We start from the raw sequence: 21,141 nt of genomic DNA, 5'->3' as shown, positions 1-21,141 counted from the left end.
TTAAATTTAAATATTTAATTTAGTATATAATTACTTAAAGGTGATAAAATGGTAGAAGGTGCACAAAGAATTGATGAATTTATGAATGAAGCAAAAGTATTTTTCTTAGCAACTGTAGATGAAGATAAACCTAAAAACAGACCTCTTGGATTCCATTTGCTAAAAGATGGCAAGATCTATTTTGGTGTAGGAAATCAAAAAGAAGTTTATAGGCAAATTTGTGAAAATCCTTACGTTGAAATTGTCGCATTGGTTGAAACTGATTTTCTAAGATACTATGGTAAAGCAGTGTTTGAAGAAAGTTACGACTTCGCTGATAGTATTGTTAAGGGTAATGAATTTTTAGAAAGTATCTATAATGATGAAACAGGTTTCAAATTAGCCATTTTCCACTTGGGAGAGGCCACTGCTGAAATCAGAAATATCGCTGGCGAAATAATGGAATCCTATAATTTCTAATTATAAATTCCTTTTTCTTTTTTTAGTATTATAGTTAATTGGATGATTTTCATGGAAGATGTTTTTGAATGGAAAGGAATTACTGGACAACTCGTCACATTTAAGGATGAAGTTGGAGATGCAGAAAAAATCACTTTCATTGGCTCTCCGGGAGTTTGCACTCCGTTTGCTGAATTGTTGGCCTATGCTGTAAGAGATAAGGAAACTCATTTCATCCCATTGTTGGATGTTGGTGATTGCCATCAGTTTGATGCTAAACCTTATGCTATGGTCCTAAAAGACGAAGTTTCTAACCCTAATGAATCTGATGTGGTCGTATTATTGGGCGGCCTATCTATGCCTAAGTATGATGTTGATACTGAAGAAGTGAAGGCTTTAGTTGCAGACATTTTAAAGGAAAATGGCCTATTGATTGGAGTTTGTTTTATGGATATGTTTGCTAAAGCAGGCTGGTTGGAAAAAATAGATTTTGATTGTGTCATTGATGGGACATTAACTGGTGTTGTTAAAAAATAGCACCATTATTTTTTTTAAAATAACATATCACAATATCATGATATGACAACATTTAAATACATAAACATATCATAATATGTAAACATATAATATATGTGATAATATGAAAAATAATAATCTTGAAAATGAAAATGATGATCTCTGTGAAGTATTCGATGCTCATGAAGATGCAGTTGCTCGTGTAAAAGAGAGAATGCTTTTAGAAGAAGAATACTCAGATTTATCAGAATTTTTTAAAATATTCGGAAATCCAACAAGATTAAAAATTATTTCACTACTTTGTGTTGATGATTTATGTGTATGTGATATCTCAGAAGCATTGGGTTTAAATCAAACAACTGTTTCAAATCAATTAAGGATATTACGTGCAAATAATATTGTCAAATACCAAAAAGAAGGCAAAATGGCAAGATATTCACTTACTGACCTTCATATTGAGATGATTTACAAAGTAGGTTTAGAACATATATTAGAATAATTTTTAATTGGTGATACTATGGTAGAAAATAGATGTTATGATGCAGATTGTGATGACGAAAACTGTCACAATCCAGAACATTTCAATTACATCTGTTTAGACCCAAATTGTGATGAAATTCACTGTGAAAATCCTAATCATTATGATAAACAATTGTTGAAAGATTATCAGGAAAAAACTGATTTAAGTGTATATGATTACAGAGAAGAAATTGATCATAATGAAGATGTTGATATAAGTCTTTGTGGTTGTCCTGATTGTGCAGATGATGATGAGCATGAGCATCATCATGACCATGATCACAGTCATGAGCATCATGAGCATGAGCATAGTCACGACCATGAGCATCATCATGACCACGGTCACGAGCATCATGAGCATGAGCATAGTCACGACCATGCAAAAGAAGATGTTTGTACAGATGATGATTGCGGTTGTCATGACGATGATGATGTTGAATTCAGTTTATGTGCTTGTCCAGATTGTGCTGATGAAGATGAACATGACCATGGCCATGAACATTCACACGGAAATGGAGAATTATTGGCTGAAGGAAAACCATTAATAGTTAATAGGCCTATCCAAATCATCGTTGCAAGTGGAATATTATTTGTTTTAGGACATGTTTTTGAATGGTTATCATTTGACCCGACAATTGTCACTATTACATATATGATTGGTGCGGCTATTGCAGGTTATGAAATAGCTATTTTAGCATATAAATCATTAGTTAACAGACACACAATTGGTCCTGCAATGTTGATGTGTATTGCATGTGTTGCATCATTTATTATAGGGCATCCTGAAGAAGGTGCTGCCGTTACTTTCCTATATTATATTGCAGAATTTTTAGAAGACTATGCCGAACATAGAGCAAAACGTTCAATTAAAGCATTGGTTGAAATTGCTCCAGACACTGCAAGAGTTAAAGTAGGAGACAAAGAAGAGATAAGAAACGTTGATGAAGTAGACATTGGAGACATTGTTATTGTTAAACCTGGAGATAAAGTGCCTTTAGATGGTGAAGTAATCCACGGTTCTTCATCAATTAACCAAGCTTCAATTACTGGTGAAAGTGTTCCAGTTTTAAAGGAAGTTGGGGATGATGTATTTTCAGGAACTGTTAATGAAGATGGTTATCTAGAAATTAAAGTAACCACAGTTGCTAAAGATTCAGTCATTTCAAAAATCGTAACCTTAGTCAAAAGATCCCAACTCAACAGGTCTGAAACTGAAACATTGGTTGAAAAAGTGGCCAAATATTATACTCCAATCATGATGGTTGCTGCAATTTGTGTTGCATTTATTCCACCATTGTTATTTGGTCAAAACTTAACTGACTGGGTTTATAAAGCTCTTTCACTTTTAGTAATCTCTTGTCCATGCGCATTTTTAATTTCAACACCGGTTGGAATGGTATCTGCAATCACCTCAGCTACCCGTAATGGAGTCATCATCAAGGGTAGTACTTATGTCGAGGAAATGCGCAATGTTAAAGCAGTAATCTTTGATAAAACTGGTACATTAACTGAAGGAAAATTGGTATTTAGTGATGTAAAAGTTATGGATGAGAGCTATTCAGCTGAAGAAGTTATCGAAATTGCAGCTTCTTTGGAATCCCAATCATCTCACCCTATTGCTCAAGCAATTGTAAACTATGCTGATGAAAACAATATTATTTTCGATACAATTGAAGAGTTTAAAAATGTTCCCGGCAAAGGAATCATTGCTAACATTAACGGTGAGCAATTCTATGCGGCTAATGAGTCTTTAATTGAAGGAAGTTCATTTGATATTTCAAGGGATGAAATAAAAAGTTATGCTGAAGGCAAAACTGTTGTTTTCATTGGAAATGCTAAAAATTTCATTGGTTTAATTACAGTATCCGATAAAATAAGGTCAAATGCCTCTAAAGTCATTGCTGATTTAAAAGACAAAGGTGTTGAGACTGTAATGCTCACCGGTGACAATAAAATGGCAGCCAGCAATGTTGCTGAAGAGATAGGTATTCAGCATGTTTTCTCAGATTTGCTTCCTGAAGACAAATTAAACATTTTGGATACAATTAGGAATAAATTTGGTGATGTGGCTATGGTTGGTGACGGCATTAACGATGCACCGGCCCTGGCACGTGCTAATATTGGTATTGCAATGGGTGCGGCAGGTTCTGATGTGGCTATTGAAACAGCGGATGTTGCTCTTATGCAGGACGATATTTCAAAACTCCCATATCTGTTCTCCTTAAGCCATAAGACCATGGGTATTATTAAGCAGAATATTACTTTGGCTATTGCAGTTAAATTACTGTGTGTAATTCTTGCTATTTTGGGTATTATTACATTGATGATGTCTGTTGGTTTTGGAGATTTAGGTTTGACATTGTTTGTTATCTTAAACTCCTTTAGAATTGGAATGGTGAAAGATCCACTATTCTAATCTTTTTATTTTTTTCTATTTTTTTGATTTAGGCATATATTAAAAAAGTAATACTAATTTGAAATATAATCGTAATTTTTATATACTCTTAAAATTATAATATTGATTGTAATATCTTTATAGAAATAAGTATTACTTATTTCTTATATTTTTATAATTTAGTAATAACTAAAAGTGGATATTACTTTAGATTTAATATATCAATTTTTAATGAGGAAAATAAAATGGAAACAAAGTATATTATCGGTGCAGTAGTAGCTGTTATCGCAATAGTTGCTATAGCTGCAGTTGCTTTGGGCGGAGGAAGCACAGAACATGCTCCTAATGAATTGGTTGCATGTGTTGCTGCTCACGGTGAAGAACCGGAATTCGGTTTCGACCCAATGCATGGTTGGGGATACCACGATTCTGGAACAGAACCACTTATTCAAAGTACACTTTTAAAAAGAGACAAAGACAATAATTTTGTAAATGACTTGGCTACAGATTATGAAATATCTGATGATTTAAAAACATACACAGTAGAAATTCGGGATGATGTAAAATTCACAGATGGTTCTAAATTAACCGCAAAAGATGTAGCATTCTCATATAATAAAGCAAAAGAATTAGGTGAAGGAGCAGATTTAAGCTCAATGAAAGAAGCTAAAGCAGATGGTGATACTAAAGTAGTATTCACTCTTGATAAAGCAGATTCAACATTTGTTAACAAATTAACTGATGTGGGAATTGTTCCAGAAGCTAATTATAATGAAGATTCATACGGTCAAAACCCAATCGGTTCTGGACCTTATAAATTAGCTCAATGGGATAAAGGTCAACAATTTATCTTAGAGAAAAACCCTGATTATTATGGTGAAGAACCATACTTCGAAAAAATAACCAACTTATTCCTTGATCCTGATGCAGCATTTGCAGCAGTTAAAAACGGTGATGTTGACATTGCTGAAGTACAATTAGCATATGCTAATGAAAAAATTGATGGATACCACATGGAATACTTCGATTCTATTGACGTACGGGGAATCTCATTACCTACACAAATGGATGAAGGAAAAACCAATGAAGAGGGTATAGCTATTGGTAACAATGTAACTGGTGATCCTGCTATCAGAGAAGCATTAAACATTGGTATTGACAGACAAGCATTATTAGATGGTGCATTCAATGGATATGGTAATGTATCCTACAATGGTGTTGCTAGCCAATTACCATGGGCATTTGAATCCACATTCAAAGATGGTCAAATTGATGAAGCAAAAGCGGTTCTTGCTGAAGCTGGATGGAAAGACACTGACGGTGACGGTATCGTTGAAAAAGATGGAAAACCTGCAGCATTCTCTGTTTACTATAACTCAAAAGCAACAGAAAGACAAGCAATTGCTGTAGCTGTTGCAGAACAAGCTAAAAAAATCGGTATTGATGTAACACCTGTAGGTGGAAGTTGGGACGACATCGACCCTAACAAATACTCTCAAGGAGTAGTATGGGGATTCGGTTCAGCTGACCCATACGAAATTGAACACCAATATGATTCAAGAGTAGCATGTGTAGGTTATGATAACCCTGAAGCTCTTAACAACACTGCTGTAGACTCATTAATTGATGCAGCAATGGCTCAAGACTTAAATGCTTCATACTCTACCTGGTCACAAGCAGCTCAACAAGCTACTTCCGAATATCCATTCTTATGGATTGGAACTGTTGATTACACTTACTTCGTAAGTGATGATTTAGATATTTCCAATAGTACTCACCTCATCTACCCACACGGTGGAGATATCTGGGGTAACATCTACGATTGGTCACGTATTAATGCAACAGAAGCATAATTTAAATTAAAATGATTTATTTTTATAAATCATTTTTTATTCTTTTTTTTAACAAATTGATAAGAGTTGATTAAAATTAACAATAAAAAGTTAGCTAAATTCTTAGGATTTAAGGCTATTAGATTACTAATTTTGTTAATTGTAATTGCAGCAATCAGTTTTATAATGATTCAACTATCTCCAATCGATCCTGTTAAAGCTTATCTTGGGCAAAGAATTGTCAGTCAAGAGCAATTAGCTATTGTGGGTGAATACTGGGGAACAAATTTATCTTTAGGTGAAAGAGTATTTGGTTGGCTTCATACTTTGGCATCTGGAAGTATGGGTTTCTCATTGATTTATAGAGTGCCTGTAACTGAAGTAATCGCTCAAAAATTCACAGCTTCATTTACTCTTATGGCTGTATCTTGGGTAATTTCTGCTGTTGTTGGTTTTGGATTAGGTGTAGTTGCAGGTGCAAAAGAAGGAACTTGGATAGATAGAGCAATCAAAACTTATTGTTACATTTTACAATCTACACCTACCTTTTGGATAGGATTAGTATTTTTAATGGTCTTTTCAGTATATTTAGGTTGGTTCCCTATTGGGCTTTCAGTTCCGATTGGGCAATTATCAGACTCGGTAACATTTTGGCAATGGTTATATAGGTTGATATTGCCAGCGATAACATTAAGTATTGTAGGTATTGCTTCCCTTACCATGTATACAAGGGATAAACTTATTAGTGTTAAAAAAAGTGATTATTTCCTATTTGCACAGGCTAGAGGCGAAAGTTTCTGGGGAATAATTAAAAATCACGGAATAAGAAACATTTTGCTTCCAGCAATCACAATTCAGTTTTTATCATTCAATGAGTTATTCGGTGGAACAATTCTTGTTGAACAGGTTTTCGCATATCCTGGTATTGGCCAAGCAACAGTTGCTGCAGGATTAAGGTCTGACGTTCCATTATTATTAGGTATCGTTATTGTCAGTACCATTTTCGTATTTGCAGGAAATTTCATTGCTGATTTGATTTATCAATATGTTGATCCAAGATTGAGAGGTGAGGATGATGAGTGAGCTTCCATGGTATAATAAGGGTTTGTTTAGTTCTCTAAACTTAAGGCAAAAAACACTTTTAACTATTGGGCTTACTGGATTGCTTTTACTGGTCATTTTTATTAGTGGAACAATGATTAACGCTAATTTGCCTACAGATTTTGCTATAAAAATGCAGCCTCCATCATTTGAACATATTTTCGGTACTGACTGGATGGGCAGAGACATGTTCGTCAGAACACTCAAGGGTCTAAGTTTGAGTATTATGATTGGAATTGTCGCTTCAGTATTATCCAGTATTATAGCTACACTCTTGGCGTTTCTTGCAAGCACAAACAAGTTCTGTGATGAATTCGTATCATGGTTAATCGATTTATTCGCATCAATACCTCATATCCTATTGATTATGATGATATCCATTGCTTTAGGTAAAGGGGCTTTCGGTGTAATGATGGCGGTAGCGTTCTCGCATTGGGTTAACCTAACTAGGGTACTTAGGGCTGAGGTGCTGCAAATCAACACATCAGAATATGTTGCATTATCCAGAAGATTTGGTAAAAGCAAACTATGGATTGCAAAAGAACATATCCTGCCTTTAGTATTGTCTCAAATATTCGTAGGAACCTTATTGGTATTCCCGCATGCAATCATGCACGAATCAAGCGTAACATTCTTGGGATTCGGTTTATCACCGCATGAACCTGCAATAGGTATTATATTGGCGGAATCAATGACATATCTTGCAATGGGTGCTTGGTGGCTGGCATTCTTCCCAGGTCTTGCGCTGTTGATAGTGGTATTGTTGTTTGATATTATAGGCGATAACTTAAAACGATTATTTGATCCTTCACAGGCAAATAACTAGATTGGGTGATATTATGGGAAAATTGTTAGAAGTAAATAATTTATCAATATCTTTTACACAATACGTTCAGGGATTGAATAGGCACGATTCAAAGGTAATATCAGATTTGACAATAGACGTGGATGAAGCAGAAATCGTTGCCGTATTGGGTTCCAGCGGTTCAGGTAAAAGTCTTTTAGCTCACTCAATCTTAGGGATTCTACCTTATAACTCCAATGTAACTGGGGAAATCAAATATAAATGCAATCTTTTAGACCAGGAGATGAAAGAAAAAATAAGGGGAAAAGAAATCTGTCTGATACCTCAATCAGTTAATTTCTTGGATCCTCTTATGAAAGTGTCTGAACAGGCAATCGGTGAATGTAAGGATGAAAAGGAACATGCCGAGAAAAAGATAAAGCAAAGAGAAATCTTTGCCAGATACGGATTGGATGAAAACGTAGATGATTTATATCCTTTTGAATTGTCCGGAGGTATGGCAAGAAAGGTATTGCTTTCTACAGCTTTGATTGGCGACCCGGATTTGTTAATTGCTGATGAACCAACACCAGGTCTTGATGCGAAAAGTGTCAAAGAAACAATTGAGGATATTAAGAATCTAAAAGAGCATGGTAAAGGCGTGTTACTGATTACTCACGAAATTGATGTTGCTTTAAAGACTGCAGATAGGATTGCAATTTTCTATTCCGGTTATGTTATAGAAATCAACAAAGTTGAAAACTTCAAAAACGTGGATAATGTATTGCATCCATACACTAAAGCTTTAATCAATTCTCTTCCAAGAAACGGTTTCAAGTTGACAGAAGGTGTTCAGCCATTGGAGGACCTTCCGGGATGTCCTTACTGGGAAAATTGTTCGATTCGCTTAGACAAGTGTAAGGATAATAAGCCCGAACTAATTGAACATGAGGGTGTAATGATTAGATGCTTTAATTTCGAGGGGGCTAATGATGAATCTTGAAGCAAAGAATATTACTTTTTCATATAATAAGAAAAGACAGATATTGAAAGATGTTTCATTGTCTCTCAATAGTAATCAAATTATTGGTTTAATGGGTGATAGTGGTAGTGGTAAATCTACATTATGCAAAATACTTTCTGGTTATCTTACTCATTATTCTGGAGAAGTGACTATTGATGGTAATAAAATTCCAGATAAGGATTTCTACCCGGTACAATTGATTTTTCAACATCCGGAAAAAACCATGAATCCTAAATGGAAGATGGATAAAGTATTGAACGAATCATGGACTCCTCCACAAGATTTAAAGGATACATTTGGTCTTAAGGATCAATGGTTGACTCGTTGGCCTAGTGAACTTTCCGGTGGGGAACTGCAACGTTTCAGTATATTGAGAGCTCTCAATCCAAAAACAAAATTTATCATTGCTGATGAGATTAGTACAATGCTTGATGCTGTAACTCAAGTACAAATATGGGAAAAACTGATAAATTATGCTAAAGCCAATAATATTGGAATATTGGCGGTTAGTCACGACCCGGAATTGCTTGAAGTTATATGTGATGATATTTTGCTTTTTGATGAAATAAACAATCTCTAAAATTAAAATATGCAAATTTCATAATAACTATTTTAATTTTAGAATTTTTTTCTTTTTTTAAATAATTAATTTTATATTTGAATAAATTTTAACTATTACTTATGTTAAGTAATGATTCATCAAATAATGTAGATATAATGCTTGGAAATCCTAAAAAAGCATTAATTAACATGTCTATACCTTTGATTATATCATTACTCATTTCTAGTTTATACAATCTTATTGATGCTGCTTGGGTGTCTGGTTTAGGGGCTGATGCCCTTGCGGGGGTTGGTTTTTTCACACCAATATTTATGATTTTAGTAGGTTTTGGAAATGGTCTAGGAGCAGGCGCTGCTTTTGCAATATCAAAGTATCTTGGTGAGAACAATAAGACAAAAGCAGATAACGCTTCAGTTCACGCAATCATATTGGATATTGTTGTTTCTCTAATCATTACGGTAATATTGTTTTTTTCATTGAATCCAATTTTAAATGCCATGGGTGTCGGTCAAACTATTTCTTATGCAACTGATTACGGCATGATTATCATTTTAGGTTCAGTTTTCATTATACTTTCAAATGCATTGTATGGTATTTTTAGGGGTGAGGGTGACACAACTAGGCCGATGTATGCAATGATATCTTCAGCTATTTTGAACATGGTTTTGGATCCGATTTTCATATACTCATTGAATCTGGGAGTTAAAGGTGCGGCAATAGCAACCTTGTTGTCATCACTCTTCGTAATCCTTGTTTTGTGCTATTGGTTTTATGTAAAGAAAGACACTTACCTGCAGATTGGTGCAAGCAATTTTGATTTTAAAAGAAGCATCTCAAAAGACATAGTTAAAGTTGGTATTCCAGCTAGCATTCAGCTATTAAACAATGCATTTTTTGCAGCAATTTTCTCAGCACTCCTAACTTTTGTCGGGTCAACAGATTCGGTTGCGGTTTATTCGACCGGTTGGAGGATAGTGACAATTGGAACAACTCCACTTTTAGCTATTGGAACAGCTTTAATTAGTGTTATTGCAGCTAATTATGGTGCTAAAAACTATAAAAACATTCAGATTGTCCATAGATATGCAATGAAAATTTCGATAGTAATTGCATTTGTTGTAGCCTTTTTGACTAATCTTTTTGCAGGTGATATTGCATCAATATTCGCTTCTAGTGGAAGTAGCATAAGAATTGCTTCAGAGTTGACTGGTTTTCTATCTTGGATTGTAATTTACTATCCAACAATGGCTGTGGGAGTTGCTTCAACTTATGTTTTCCAAGGAATTGGAAAGGGATTAACTGCAATGTTTCAAACAATTATGAGAGAAACAGGATTTACAATACTTTTTGCTATTTTATTAGGTGTTGTTTTGGGTTATGGTGTATGGGGTGCCTGGATGGGTATTGTTTTAGGTGAAATTGTTTCTAATAATATCACTTTGATTTGGGCAGATTTGTCTATTAAAAAACTTTTGAGGTAATGTTTTTTTATCCATTTTAGTTAATTAATACTTATTTATATTTTTTTAATAATAATGTAATACTTTTTTATAAAAAAGTATTTATACTATGTTGGATATATTATTGATTGGAGTTTGAAGTAAATAGATTTTGAATTTATTATCATACTGCCAAAACACCTATCTTTCAGATATGCCTTTCTCTCCTCCTATTGCTTCAAACTATTTTCCTATTTTTTTATTTCACTGTGATTTTAAAATAACGAAATTTGAAGTATTTTCAATGCTTAATGACCTTTCGATGTGGCTCTCTATTTTTTTAAAATAATCAAATAATAAATTTTATATACTAATTTGAACTTCATCAATATTAAGTATTCAAAATTTATTAAAAAGTATTACTAATAGAATAAATTATTTATAAATTGTAATACTTTTTTTTTTAAAGTGATTAATATGGATGTTGTTATTAAAGAATTAAGTGGAAATTCAGAACAAATTGCTGAGGTTCAAGAATTTTTATTTAAAATGATTAAAAAAGAAATGGGGTTTGATTACGTTCCTGAATGGCATCAAGATATTATGAATATGGAAGAATATTATATTAACCCTAAAAGAAATAATTTTTACGTTGCTTATAGTGAAATAGGTGAAATTATAGCAACAATTGGAATTAGATCATATGATAAAGATTTTCCAGCATTTAGGCATTTGTACTCTAAAGACACAACATCCAGCATATGGAGATTGTTTGTTGATGAAAGATATAGGCGCTGTGGTTTAGCTTCAAAAATGTTTTGTGTGGCTGAAAACTTTGCAAATACCTCTGGCTATAAGGACATTTATTTGCACACTCATAAAAATCTGAAAGGTGCTCTTCAATTTTGGAAGAAAATGGGATTTGTTATTAGTGTGGATGCAAACGATGAGCTTCAAACAGTGCATATGGATAAACAAATCCACGAATTGGAAATTAATCCTCAAACAAATGATTTTAAATATGCTGTAAAATTATAAATTTTCCTAAAAGCTTATTTTACATTGAGTTTAATATTATAGTGATGAAGCGAACAGCACTTAAAATTGGATATATTGGAACTAATTTTCATGGTTTTCAAAGACAACCTGACCTCAGAACCGTTGAAGAAGAGTTAATTTATCATTTACGTAAACTCAACTACATTGATGATTTAAAAGCTTCCAGATTTAGAATTGCAGGCCGAACTGATGCGGGTGTTCATAGTTTGGGTAATGTAATCAGTTTTCAATCAGAAAAAGAAGTTCGAGTAAATGAAATCAACAATTCCCTGCCTGATGATATCCAGATTCTAGCTAGTGCTCCTGTAAGATATGCCTTTAAACCAAGATATGCTCAAATGAGACAATATCGTTATATGTTGTTCCAAGATTTAGACATCGATAAGTTAAGAGAAGTTGCAGATGTGTTTAAAGGCACACATAACTTTACAAATTTCACAAAACGTTTTCAAAAAACAACTACTCGAACTATTGATGATATTAAAATCACAAAAGTTGATTTGGATGACTATCACAAAAAGGAATTTCCAAATCTTCATGATACTCTTTCTCCAATCTTTGTTGATATTTATGGAGAGTCATTTTTATGGAATATGGTAAGGAAAATGATGAGGGTATTTGTTGATGTGGCCATTGGCAAAATGGGGTTGGATGAAGTTGAAAAGTTATTGAATCCTTCTGAAGATGAACCAAGGGCATACATTAAGGTTTTAGAACCAGATTACTTGATTTTAATGGATATTCAGTATGATGGTATTAAATTTAAATATGACGATTATGCCTGCGAAAGATTTAGACGAAATTTAGTTGATTCACTAACAGATTTGCAGAAAAAATATGCTATTCGTGAGTCAATGATAAAAAGTTTGAAGGATGTACGGGGATAATTATATTTATAAAAACTTTTAAATGGTGGATAAATCTATATAATATTGGAAGGTGTATTATGGGTCTTGTGTATGACGTTTTTGATAAGTATTCCATACTTGATATTATTATTGGTTTTGCTTTAGGATATTATCTTGCAGTTTATCACGATGATCCTAATTTATGGATTATTGCAACCATAGTTATTGTGGGTATTGGTGCAATTATCTCTATTATGCCTATTATTGCTAGTCTTCGTGTTAAAATACGTGGTGAAGGTGAAATTTCAGTACCTGAGCTTTTAGAAGCATTTTTACTTAATGTTGCAATGCTTGCAGTTTCTACTTCATTAGGTTTTGTAATAGGTTCTATAGCAATAGGTAATTTTATTGTAGATTCACTTTTAATCTTTTTTTAATCAAATTTTTTTCTAAAAATTATTTAACCTATTTTTTATAAATATATTGATAAGTGATATTATGAAAATAGCAACTATTTTAGGAACAAGGCCAGAAATCATTAAAATGGCCCCAATTATTGATGAAATTTCCAATAGAGGCATTGACCAAATAATTTTACACACTGGTCAGCATTATGATAAGGAAATGTCCGATAATTTCTTTAGAGATTTGGAAATCCCTGCTCCGGATTATAATATTCATGTAGGTTCAGGAACTCATGGTAAACAAACTGGTTTAATGATGCAAGGTATTGAAGAGGTTCTTTTAGAAGAAAAACCTGACATAGTTCTTGTGCAGGGTGATACCAATGCGGTGCTTGCCGGAGCACTTGTATGTGCTAAATTACACATTGCAGTAGGTCATGTGGAAGCTGGACTTAGGTCATTTGACATGACCATGCCTGAAGAAATTAACAGGATGGCTGCAGATGTCTGTTCAACCATGTATTTCATTCCAACCGAACAGTCAGCAATCAATCTTCTGGCTGAAGGATTTTCAAGAGAAAACTTATTAATTACTGGAAATACTGTTGTAGATGCTTGTTTTAGACACTTGGAAATAGCTAAAAAAAGAGGTTTTGAAGAAGAATCCTTAGCAGAGTTGGATATTGAAAACATGGAAAATATCTTAACTTTGACAATGCACAGGGCAGAAAACGTTGATGATAAGCAAAGGGTAACAAATATCATTGGTGCATTAAAAGAATTAAGGGACATGAACATTATCTTTCCAATTCACCCAAGAACCAAAAATACCTTACAAAATTTTGGTTTATTCGATGAATTAAATGATTTGGAACATGTCCATATTGTAAAACCAATAGGCTATCTTGATTTCTTACTTTTAACTTCTAATTCAACTTTAATCCTAACAGACTCAGGGGGTCTTCAAGAAGAAGCAATTACATTAAATGTACCTGCTTTAACTTTAAGATACAATACGGAAAGACCAGAAACTGTAACTGCTGGGGGAAATATTTTAGTTGGTTCAGATAAGGATGTCATATTGGAAAATGCTAGAAAGATTCTATCTGATGAAGAATTTGCAAATGCAATGAAAAATGCTCCAAATCCTTATGGTCAAGGGGATTCTGCTAAATTAACTGTTGATGCAATTGAACAGTATTATCAGGATGGTTTATTAGACATCAAAGCTCCTGAAGATATCATGTCTTCATTTACAAGAAAAATGATTTCAATTGATGAAGACATCACTGTCAAAGACTTTGAAGCAAAAGAAGACGCTTTGGTCCATATGGTCTTTGATGGGGATAAAATGAGATTCCCTGCTGATGATTTAAACTTAAACGGTATGATGATTACTTATGACAAACGAGAATGAGTCTATTTTAGTATTCGAGTACTTTACGGCTTCTAGTGAAAAAGACAGATCTATCATTTCAGAAGCTGAAGCCTTAATTTTTTCACTTTTGGATGAATTGGTTGATTTTAAAGTAGATTTGGTAATCAATGAATCCTATGAGAACGTTTTAGATAAATATGATAATGTCAATCCGATATTTATTGATTGTGATGTAATTGATTGGCTTTGCGAAAATGCGGCAAAATTCAATAATGCTATTTTCATTGCCGCTGAAAACAATAATAATCTTTATCGTATTACTAAAATTCTGGAAGAAAATAATGTCAAAACATTTACTTCTTCAGCAGAAGCTTGTCTTAAGGCATCTGATAAATTTGAAACTTATGAAAATCTATTTAATGTAGTGCCTCAACCGAGGTCATTTAGATTTAAGATAGATCCAAAGGGATATTGGAAAAGAGCCATTGAAAACTTACATGAAAAATGGCAGGCTGAAGACCCGTTAACTCCATTAAAATTAATTATAAAACCATTAATTGGTGTTGATTGTGAAAATATTGTTGTAATAGAGAATATTGAAGATTTGTCATATGATTTAGAAAACATTTTTAAACCAGGTTCAAGAATCATAGTCCAAGAGTACATTGAAGGAACAGATATAAGTGTTAGTTTAATTTCAGATGGTAAAAAATCTATTCCGATAAGTTTAAACAAGCAATTTGTTGAGTTAACTGGTGTTGAAGGAGCTTATTCTGGTGGAAAATTACCTTATGATACTAAATTCAAACAAGAAGCATTCGAAATTGCAACTAAAGCAGTTGAAGCTATTGATGGTATAAAAGGTTTTGTTGGTGTTGATTTGTTAATTAATGCTGATGAAAAAGACGTTTATTCAGTTTACTTTTTAGAAATAAACTCAAGATTCACAACTCCATATGTTGGATTAACTAAAATAGCCAATTTTAATATTGGAAAATCAATAATTGAGTTATTAAATGGTGAAATTGTCATTGATGATTTGGATATCTCTTTAGATGGTGAAGTCGAGTTTAAAAAAGTTGGCGATGAATTAGAAATTAGGAGAATATAATATGAAGGTGGCCGGATTTGACATTGGTGGAGCAAATACTGATTTGGCAGTAATTGATTTTGATGGTGGAGATATAAAAAATATCGAGGTTGATTTTGCATATCTTCCAATGTGGAGCAATAATGATGATTTGTCAAGAGTTTTATTGGAATTAATAGAAAACATTTGTCCAGTTTCAGAAATTGATGCTGTTGGCATTTCAATGACTGCTGAACTTGTTGATGCATATGATACTAAAAAGGATGGGGTTTTAGATGTCGTTGAAAAATGTGAAAAAACATTTGGCTGTCCAATTGCTTATGTTGGTATTGATGGAATGATGTCAAAAGAAGAAATAGAAAAAACTCCACTTAAAGCGGCAGCTGCAAATTGGATTGCAACAGCCCAAATTGCAACTTTAATTTCTGATAATTGCATATTTGTTGATACAGGAAGCACCACTACAGATATAATCCCTATTAAAAATGGAAAAGAATGTGCAATAGGTAAATCCGATTTTGATAGATCTGCTACTGGAGAATTAGTCTATACAGGCACCTTAAGAACAAATCTTGCTAGTTTTTTAGATAAGGTTGAGTTAAATGGTAAAGAGTATAGGGTAGCTAGTGAGCTATTTGCACAGACTGCTGATGTTTTCACTGTTTTGGATTTAATCAGTGAAGATGATTATGTTTGTGACACTTTTGATGGTGAAGGAAAGTCAAAAATAGAATGTGCAAAAAGGATTGCCCGTGTTGTATGTGCTGATTTAGAGATGTTAACAATGGAGGATATTATAGAAATGTCCAAATTTATTCATCAAAAGCAGGTTGAACAAATTGCCGATGGTTTAAAACAGGTTGTTGAGACTCAAAAACTAGATTTAATCATTACAACAGGTCTTGGTAAAGATATTTTAGATAAAAAAGCAGCAGAACTTTTAGGTCTTGAAGTTAAATCCATGGGTGACATTTTAACAGATGAAGAATGTGTTGTGGCGCCTGCTGTTGGAACTGCAGTAATGATGAATAAGTATATTTAATACCATACATCTTTTAGGCCCAATAAATAGGCTCCAGTATTGGTTAATAAATGTATAGCTAGTGTTGATAAGAGAGCTATTGCTATAAATTGCCAATTTAATTTAACAACCAATGAAACTAAAATTAATGCCACAATTATAAAATCTAATTGATCTAGAATTGGTGCAGGTTTTCCTCTTCCAATTCCGAGTCTTCTTTTTAAAAAACTACCTAAAGCATCACCTAAAAGAGCACCAAAACCAAGTAAAAATCCTATAAGTATTCCGCTAGACACATCTGTGATTATTGGGGTAATGATGTATTGTCCAAATTCTGAAATGAGGTATGGACCAAAATATCCTTGAATCGCACCGGTAATCATTCCTATGAGTGTCCCTGCCACTACGCCTCTCCAGGTCACTCCATCTCCAATCCAACGATTGCCGTTGCTATCACTTTTTCCGAAGTCAACTGGGGTTCCGCCACCGAACAATAGCGCTCCACCATTTGAAAAATAAGCTGGAAGTATGAAATAAAGTGTTGTAACACACGCAATTAGGAATAGTTGAATGTTAATAGTCATTAGATTTTTTCTCCATTTCAGTTTAACTTTTATTATGTATATCTATGTTATTTTCTAGTATATATTAATTAAGTTTAAATATGATATTACTTTAAATATATAATATTATGTAAGTTAGCTAATAATGTAAAATTGTTAGAAAAGGTGATTTTTTTGAAAATTAAAAATACAAAAAGTTTATGCCCTGAGTGTGGTAAACCCCTTGAGGCAGAAGTTTATGATGAGGATGGTAAAATTTTCATCAAAAAGACCTGTGATGAGCATGGGGAGTTTGAAAACACTTATTGGAGTGATAATGAATTGTACACTAGAGTTGAAAAATTCACTCCTTCAATAACAGGTGTTGAAAATCCTTGTGTTGATGATAGTGGGGCTTGCCCAACCAATTGTGGGTTATGTTCAAAACATGAAACATCCACTGTATTGGGTTTAATTGATGTAACAAACAGATGTAATCTAAAATGCCCAGTTTGTTTTGCTAATGCCGCAGCTGCAGGATATTTATATGAGCCAACTCAAGATGAAATAAGACAAATGCTTAGGAATTTAAGAAATTTGAAACCTCATCCATGTCCGGCTATCCAATATGCGGGTGGTGAACCTACTGTCAGAAAAGATATTATTGATTTAGTCAAAATGGCGAAAGAAGAAGGTTTTACTCATGTTCAAATAGCCACTAATGGTATAAGAATAGCTAAAAGGGAAAATTTAGCTAGTGAATTAAAAGAAGCAGGTTTAAATACTGTTTATCTTTCTTTTGAGGGTGTGACTCCTGAACCTTATATTCAAAATAAAGGAAGAGATTTACTTCCTGACAAACTTCAAGCTATTGAAAACTGTAGGGAAGCAGGTTTAGGTGTTGTGTTGGTTCCTACATTGGTCAAAGGCGTAAATGATAATCAAGTTGGCGAAATAATTAAATTTGCTTTTGACAATAATGACATTATTTATGGTGTTAATTTCCAACCGGTTTCATTTTCAGGAAGGACTCCATCAGAACATGTGGAAGAGCAAAGAATTACTATTCCTGATTTTGTTAACATCATTGATAATGAAACTGATGGTCAAGTTCCGACTAGTGCATTTTATCCACCATCTTTTGTTGAACCGATTGCAGAGTTCATTTCCTTATTGGATGGTGAAGAATCAGCTAAAGTTACCTTAAACTGCCATGAACATTGTGGAATTGCTACTTATGTATTTAGGGAAAAAACCGAGGGTGATGGAAAAGATAAATTAATTCCAATCACAAATTTCATTGATGTGGATGATTTATGTGATAAACTAAAAGAATACAATGAGAAGCTTAAAAAAGGCAAATTTGGGTCTCGTAAAAGAGTTTTAGCAGGTTTAGCTGGTAATTTAGCTAAAATGATTCATACAAGTAGATCTCCAAATGATTTGGATATTACAAAGATATTGTACAATGTATTTGCTAAAGGAGACTATGATGCTTTAGGAGATTTCTCTAAAGATGCAATGCTTATTTCATGCATGCATTTTATGGATCCATTTAATTTTGATGAAGACAGAGTTAAAAAATGTGTTATCCACTATGCAACACCTGATGGTAGAATCATACCGTTCTGTACTATGAATTCAATGTATCGTGAAGGTGTTGAAAAAGAATTCTCAAAACCATTAAAATAGAATAAATTATCAAATCACCAACTTACTTATTTCGTATTTGGATCTTCCAAATACTTCATTTTTTTTATTAATAATTTTATAGTGATATTAATGAATATTATTAAAGGTAAAACATGGACTTTTGGGAAAAATATCGACACAGATGTCATTATTCCTGGAAGATATTTAAGAACATTCAATCCTCAAGATTTAGCAGATCATGTATTGGAAGGAGAACGTCCGGATTTTACAAAAAATGTTAAAAAAGGAGATATAATTGTAGCTGATGAAAACTTTGGATGTGGTTCATCAAGAGAACAGGCTCCTGTTGCAATTAAAACTGCGGGTGTTGATGCAATCATTGCCAAATCATTTGCAAGGATTTTTTACAGAAATGCAATCAATATTGGCCTTCCAGTTATAGTTTCAGATATTGAAGCTAGGGATGGGGATATCATAAGCATTGATTTGACTGAAGGTTCTTTGATTAATGAAACTACTGGGGAAGAAAAGAGTTTTGAACCATTTAAAGAGTTCATGTTAAATATTTTAGAAGATGGTGGGTTAGTAAACCATTATTTAAATGATGATTAAGGAGGCATAAAAATGGATTGTCCAATTTGTGGTTCTGATGAGATTGAAATTATAAATTCAAAGCAAAAGTCCTCAAAAAAGAAATTTACTGAGGAATATTTATTAAAATGTGAGGATTGTGGGCATGTTTTTAAAGATGTGGTTTCTTTAAAAAAACCTAAACCTTATAGATTGATTATTTCAGAGCAAGACAAGTCTCACAAAACAACAATTGATTTATCCCCAAGTGATGAGTTAAAAAGTGGGGATGTTTTACTTTCTGATTTAGGCCAAGTTGAAGTTACAAGTATTGAAGTGGGAGATAAAAGAGTTAATAAAGCTAAAATTGAAGATATTAGTACTATTTGGGCGAATTCTGTTGAAATTCCAGCACGTATTGGATTTTCAGTTGATTTGCATGGGGAAGTAGATTCATACAAACTAGATTTAGACAGGGATTTTGAAATAGCTCCGGGGGATGTTGTTAAAATCGACAAACACATAGTTAAGGTCCATGTAATTAAAACTCAAGATAGGAAATTAACTTCAGGATTTGCAAAAGCGAACGTAATTAAAAGAGTTTATGCAAAACCTGTTAAATTCAATAATTATGATTATGATTTAACTAAAGATATTTTCAAGAAACATCATAGGAAAGAATTATGAAAGTATATATAGAATCTTATGGCTGTACATTTAATAAGGCTGATGGTCAGATTATCGCTGGAAACTTGCAAGAGAATAACATTGACATTGTTGATTCCATGGAGGAAGCAGATGTTATTATTGTGAATACTTGTTACGTTAAACTACCTACTGAAAATAAGGTCGTTTACAGAATTCAAAAGCTTCAAGAGAAGTTTCCAGATAAAAAAATTATCATCGGAGGATGTATGGTTGAAATCGATCCTGAAAAGTTAGACAAAGTAGGTCCTAACTGTTCTTGGATTGGCCCTCACCAATTGAATAAAGCAACAGAAATCGTCACCGGAACATATTGTGGTGAGCTAATTAGGGAAACAGGATTTTCTAAAGAATCCAAAGTGGGTGTTCCTAAACTTGTAGATGATAGTTTAATTCATATTATTCAAATTTGTGAAGGTTGTTTAGGGGCATGTACATTTTGTTGCACTCGATTTGCCCGTGGACCTTTAAATAGTTATCCAATTGCAGATATTAAAGCTGAAGCTAAAAAAGCTATTGAAAATGGGGCTTGTGAAATTCAACTTACTGCTCAGGATACTGCAGCATTTGGTCGGGACAGTGGCGAGAAACTATCTGATTTAATCAAAGAAGTGGCTAATTTGGATGGAGACTTTCGTGTTCGTGTTGGAATGATGCACCCTAAAAACATTTTAAACGATGTTGATGATATAATCGATGCAATGAAACATCCGAAGGTATATAATTTCATTCATTTACCTGTTCAATCAGGAAGTGATAAGGTTTTATCCGATATGAATAGGGGCCATACTATAGACCAATACCTGGATATTGTATCAAAATTTAAAAATGAAATTCCTGATATGACCTTGGCAGTCGATATTATTGTTGGATATCCTAGTGAAAATGATGACGATTTTGACTTAACCGTTAGGTTACTTGAAAATATTAAACCAAGTTTAATTCATTTATCAAAATATCAACATAGAAAAGGTGCGATTTCATCTTCACTTCGTGAAATTCCTCCTGAAACTATGAAGAAAAGATCAAAATTTTTATCTGAAATCAAATCAAAAATAACTGAAGAAGAAAACCGTGAATTGGTTGGAACCATTCAAAATGTATTGGTTGTTGAAAAAGGTTCTAAAGGTGGTTTTATTGCAAAAACAAATTCGTATATTCCAGTTATTATTGATGATGTTAAGTTAGGCACTTTTGTAGATGTAATAATTACTGAAGCGACCGCTACTTATCTTAAAAGCGAATTATATGAAGAATAATT

The 21,141-nt window shown here is 33.2% G+C and carries 21 protein-coding genes; 20 read left to right on the top strand and 1 reads right to left on the bottom strand.

Annotated elements, in window-relative coordinates; translation table 11 throughout:
- Positions 1 to 48: 48 nt before the first annotated feature.
- From ACKI32_RS03760 to ACKI32_RS03685, 16 genes are all read left to right on the top strand, one after another.
- The gene (locus ACKI32_RS03760; RefSeq protein ID WP_407413636.1) at positions 49 to 459 is read left to right on the top strand and encodes a pyridoxamine 5'-phosphate oxidase family protein; all 411 of its coding nucleotides are present in this window, start codon (positions 49 to 51) and stop codon (positions 457 to 459) included.
- Between the two features lie 51 nt (positions 460 to 510).
- Positions 511 to 975: a DUF2124 family protein gene (locus ACKI32_RS03755; protein ID WP_407413634.1), complete on the top strand. Its 465-nt coding sequence runs from the start codon at positions 511 to 513 to the stop codon at positions 973 to 975.
- Between the two features lie 103 nt (positions 976 to 1,078).
- Positions 1,079 to 1,453: an ArsR/SmtB family transcription factor gene (locus tag ACKI32_RS03750; RefSeq protein ID WP_407413632.1), complete on the top strand. Its 375-nt coding sequence runs from the start codon at positions 1,079 to 1,081 to the stop codon at positions 1,451 to 1,453.
- Between the two features lie 18 nt (positions 1,454 to 1,471).
- A complete protein-coding gene (locus tag ACKI32_RS03745; protein WP_407413630.1) occupies positions 1,472 to 3,889 on the top strand; it encodes a heavy metal translocating P-type ATPase in 2,418 nt (805 codons plus the stop codon).
- A 224-nt stretch (positions 3,890 to 4,113) separates the two neighbouring features.
- Positions 4,114 to 5,721 carry an ABC transporter substrate-binding protein gene (locus ACKI32_RS03740; RefSeq protein ID WP_407413628.1) on the top strand — a complete coding sequence of 536 codons (1,608 nt, stop codon included), beginning with the start codon at positions 4,114 to 4,116 and terminating at the stop codon, positions 5,719 to 5,721.
- A gap of 75 nt (positions 5,722 to 5,796) precedes the next feature.
- Positions 5,797 to 6,783 (top strand): ABC transporter permease, encoded by a 987-nt coding sequence (locus tag ACKI32_RS03735; protein WP_407413732.1) that lies wholly within the window; start codon positions 5,797 to 5,799, stop codon positions 6,781 to 6,783.
- Positions 6,773 to 7,627 (top strand): ABC transporter permease, encoded by an 855-nt coding sequence (locus ACKI32_RS03730; RefSeq protein WP_407413626.1) that lies wholly within the window; start codon positions 6,773 to 6,775, stop codon positions 7,625 to 7,627. The genes ACKI32_RS03735 and ACKI32_RS03730 overlap by 11 nt, the downstream gene beginning before the upstream one ends.
- Before the next feature lie 13 nt (positions 7,628 to 7,640).
- Positions 7,641 to 8,588 carry an oligopeptide/dipeptide ABC transporter ATP-binding protein gene (locus ACKI32_RS03725; protein ID WP_407413624.1) on the top strand — a complete coding sequence of 316 codons (948 nt, stop codon included), beginning with the start codon at positions 7,641 to 7,643 and terminating at the stop codon, positions 8,586 to 8,588.
- Entirely contained in the window at positions 8,578 to 9,189 is a 612-nt protein-coding gene (locus tag ACKI32_RS03720) for an ABC transporter ATP-binding protein (protein ID WP_407413622.1), read from the top strand. The genes ACKI32_RS03725 and ACKI32_RS03720 overlap by 11 nt, the downstream gene beginning before the upstream one ends.
- A 101-nt stretch (positions 9,190 to 9,290) precedes the next feature.
- The gene (locus tag ACKI32_RS03715; RefSeq protein WP_407413620.1) at positions 9,291 to 10,652 is read left to right on the top strand and encodes an MATE family efflux transporter; all 1,362 of its coding nucleotides are present in this window, start codon (positions 9,291 to 9,293) and stop codon (positions 10,650 to 10,652) included.
- Positions 10,653 to 11,087: 435 nt separating this feature from the next.
- Complete coding sequence (locus ACKI32_RS03710) at positions 11,088 to 11,648, top strand: GNAT family N-acetyltransferase (RefSeq protein WP_407413618.1); 561 nt, start codon at positions 11,088 to 11,090, stop codon at positions 11,646 to 11,648.
- A gap of 44 nt (positions 11,649 to 11,692) precedes the next feature.
- Positions 11,693 to 12,556, top strand: a complete 864-nt coding sequence (gene truA, locus ACKI32_RS03705) for a tRNA pseudouridine(38-40) synthase TruA (RefSeq protein WP_407413616.1) — start codon at positions 11,693 to 11,695, stop codon at positions 12,554 to 12,556.
- Between the two features lie 59 nt (positions 12,557 to 12,615).
- A complete protein-coding gene (locus ACKI32_RS03700; RefSeq protein WP_407413613.1) occupies positions 12,616 to 12,954 on the top strand; it encodes a hypothetical protein in 339 nt (112 codons plus the stop codon).
- A gap of 61 nt (positions 12,955 to 13,015) precedes the next feature.
- Positions 13,016 to 14,338, top strand: coding sequence for a non-hydrolyzing UDP-N-acetylglucosamine 2-epimerase (wecB, locus tag ACKI32_RS03695; RefSeq protein WP_407413611.1), 1,323 nt, complete (start codon positions 13,016 to 13,018; stop codon positions 14,336 to 14,338).
- Positions 14,322 to 15,410, top strand: a complete 1,089-nt coding sequence (locus ACKI32_RS03690) for an ATP-grasp domain-containing protein (RefSeq protein ID WP_407413609.1) — start codon at positions 14,322 to 14,324, stop codon at positions 15,408 to 15,410. Before wecB ends, ACKI32_RS03690 begins: the two co-directional genes overlap by 17 nt.
- A gap of 1 nt (position 15,411) precedes the next feature.
- Positions 15,412 to 16,431 (top strand): hydantoinase/oxoprolinase family protein, encoded by a 1,020-nt coding sequence (locus ACKI32_RS03685; RefSeq protein WP_407413607.1) that lies wholly within the window; start codon positions 15,412 to 15,414, stop codon positions 16,429 to 16,431.
- Here ACKI32_RS03685 and ACKI32_RS03680 read toward each other — a convergent pair.
- Positions 16,428 to 16,994 (bottom strand): CDP-2,3-bis-(O-geranylgeranyl)-sn-glycerol synthase, encoded by a 567-nt coding sequence (locus ACKI32_RS03680; RefSeq protein ID WP_407413605.1) that lies wholly within the window; start codon positions 16,992 to 16,994, stop codon positions 16,428 to 16,430. The two genes, ACKI32_RS03685 and ACKI32_RS03680, sit on opposite strands and share 4 nt — an antisense overlap.
- Positions 16,995 to 17,147: 153 nt before the next feature.
- On the opposite strand from ACKI32_RS03680, the gene tes reads away from it, so the two are divergent.
- The 4 genes from tes to ACKI32_RS03660 all read left to right on the top strand — a co-directional run bounded on the left by tes (position 17,148) and on the right by ACKI32_RS03660 (position 21,139).
- Complete coding sequence (gene tes / locus ACKI32_RS03675; RefSeq protein WP_407413603.1) at positions 17,148 to 18,644, top strand: tetraether lipid synthase Tes; 1,497 nt, start codon at positions 17,148 to 17,150, stop codon at positions 18,642 to 18,644.
- Between the two features lie 90 nt (positions 18,645 to 18,734).
- Positions 18,735 to 19,217: a homoaconitase small subunit gene (gene hacB, locus ACKI32_RS03670; protein WP_407413601.1), complete on the top strand. Its 483-nt coding sequence runs from the start codon at positions 18,735 to 18,737 to the stop codon at positions 19,215 to 19,217.
- A 12-nt stretch (positions 19,218 to 19,229) separates the two neighbouring features.
- On the top strand, positions 19,230 to 19,862 hold the full coding sequence (locus ACKI32_RS03665; protein WP_407413599.1) for an HVO_0476 family zinc finger protein: 633 nt from the start codon (positions 19,230 to 19,232) through the stop codon (positions 19,860 to 19,862).
- Positions 19,859 to 21,139 carry a tRNA (N(6)-L-threonylcarbamoyladenosine(37)-C(2))-methylthiotransferase gene (locus ACKI32_RS03660; protein WP_407413597.1) on the top strand — a complete coding sequence of 427 codons (1,281 nt, stop codon included), beginning with the start codon at positions 19,859 to 19,861 and terminating at the stop codon, positions 21,137 to 21,139. Before ACKI32_RS03665 ends, ACKI32_RS03660 begins: the two co-directional genes overlap by 4 nt.
- Positions 21,140 to 21,141 lie beyond the last annotated feature (2 nt).

This window comes from Methanobrevibacter sp., assembly GCF_045611865.1.
Lineage (GTDB): Archaea > Methanobacteriota > Methanobacteria > Methanobacteriales > Methanobacteriaceae > Methanocatella.
The sequence above is the reverse complement of the archived record's forward strand: the minus strand, read 5'-3'. Positions and strand labels throughout refer to the sequence as shown.

What these genes read in the sequence shown, in the direction of transcription:
- ACKI32_RS03760 (WP_407413636.1), top strand. Translation starts at nt 49, where the DNA reads ATGGTAGAAGGTGCACAAAGAATTGATGAATTTATGAATGAAGCAAAA.
- ACKI32_RS03755 (WP_407413634.1), top strand. Translation starts at nt 511, where the DNA reads ATGGAAGATGTTTTTGAATGGAAAGGAATTACTGGACAACTCGTCACA.
- ACKI32_RS03750 (WP_407413632.1), top strand. Translation starts at nt 1,079, where the DNA reads ATGAAAAATAATAATCTTGAAAATGAAAATGATGATCTCTGTGAAGTA.
- ACKI32_RS03745 (WP_407413630.1), top strand. Translation starts at nt 1,472, where the DNA reads ATGGTAGAAAATAGATGTTATGATGCAGATTGTGATGACGAAAACTGT.
- ACKI32_RS03740 (WP_407413628.1), top strand. Translation starts at nt 4,114, where the DNA reads ATGGAAACAAAGTATATTATCGGTGCAGTAGTAGCTGTTATCGCAATA.
- ACKI32_RS03730 (WP_407413626.1), top strand. Translation starts at nt 6,773, where the DNA reads ATGATGAGTGAGCTTCCATGGTATAATAAGGGTTTGTTTAGTTCTCTA.
- ACKI32_RS03725 (WP_407413624.1), top strand. Translation starts at nt 7,641, where the DNA reads ATGGGAAAATTGTTAGAAGTAAATAATTTATCAATATCTTTTACACAA.
- ACKI32_RS03720 (WP_407413622.1), top strand. Translation starts at nt 8,578, where the DNA reads ATGAATCTTGAAGCAAAGAATATTACTTTTTCATATAATAAGAAAAGA.
- ACKI32_RS03715 (WP_407413620.1), top strand. Translation starts at nt 9,291, where the DNA reads ATGTTAAGTAATGATTCATCAAATAATGTAGATATAATGCTTGGAAAT.
- ACKI32_RS03710 (WP_407413618.1), top strand. Translation starts at nt 11,088, where the DNA reads ATGGATGTTGTTATTAAAGAATTAAGTGGAAATTCAGAACAAATTGCT.
- truA (WP_407413616.1), top strand. Translation starts at nt 11,693, where the DNA reads ATGAAGCGAACAGCACTTAAAATTGGATATATTGGAACTAATTTTCAT.
- ACKI32_RS03700 (WP_407413613.1), top strand. Translation starts at nt 12,616, where the DNA reads ATGGGTCTTGTGTATGACGTTTTTGATAAGTATTCCATACTTGATATT.
- wecB (WP_407413611.1), top strand. Translation starts at nt 13,016, where the DNA reads ATGAAAATAGCAACTATTTTAGGAACAAGGCCAGAAATCATTAAAATG.
- ACKI32_RS03690 (WP_407413609.1), top strand. Translation starts at nt 14,322, where the DNA reads ATGACAAACGAGAATGAGTCTATTTTAGTATTCGAGTACTTTACGGCT.
- ACKI32_RS03685 (WP_407413607.1), top strand. Translation starts at nt 15,412, where the DNA reads ATGAAGGTGGCCGGATTTGACATTGGTGGAGCAAATACTGATTTGGCA.
- ACKI32_RS03680 (WP_407413605.1), bottom strand. Translation starts at nt 16,994, where the DNA reads ATGACTATTAACATTCAACTATTCCTAATTGCGTGTGTTACAACACTT.
- hacB (WP_407413601.1), top strand. Translation starts at nt 18,735, where the DNA reads ATGAATATTATTAAAGGTAAAACATGGACTTTTGGGAAAAATATCGAC.
- ACKI32_RS03665 (WP_407413599.1), top strand. Translation starts at nt 19,230, where the DNA reads ATGGATTGTCCAATTTGTGGTTCTGATGAGATTGAAATTATAAATTCA.
- ACKI32_RS03660 (WP_407413597.1), top strand. Translation starts at nt 19,859, where the DNA reads ATGAAAGTATATATAGAATCTTATGGCTGTACATTTAATAAGGCTGAT.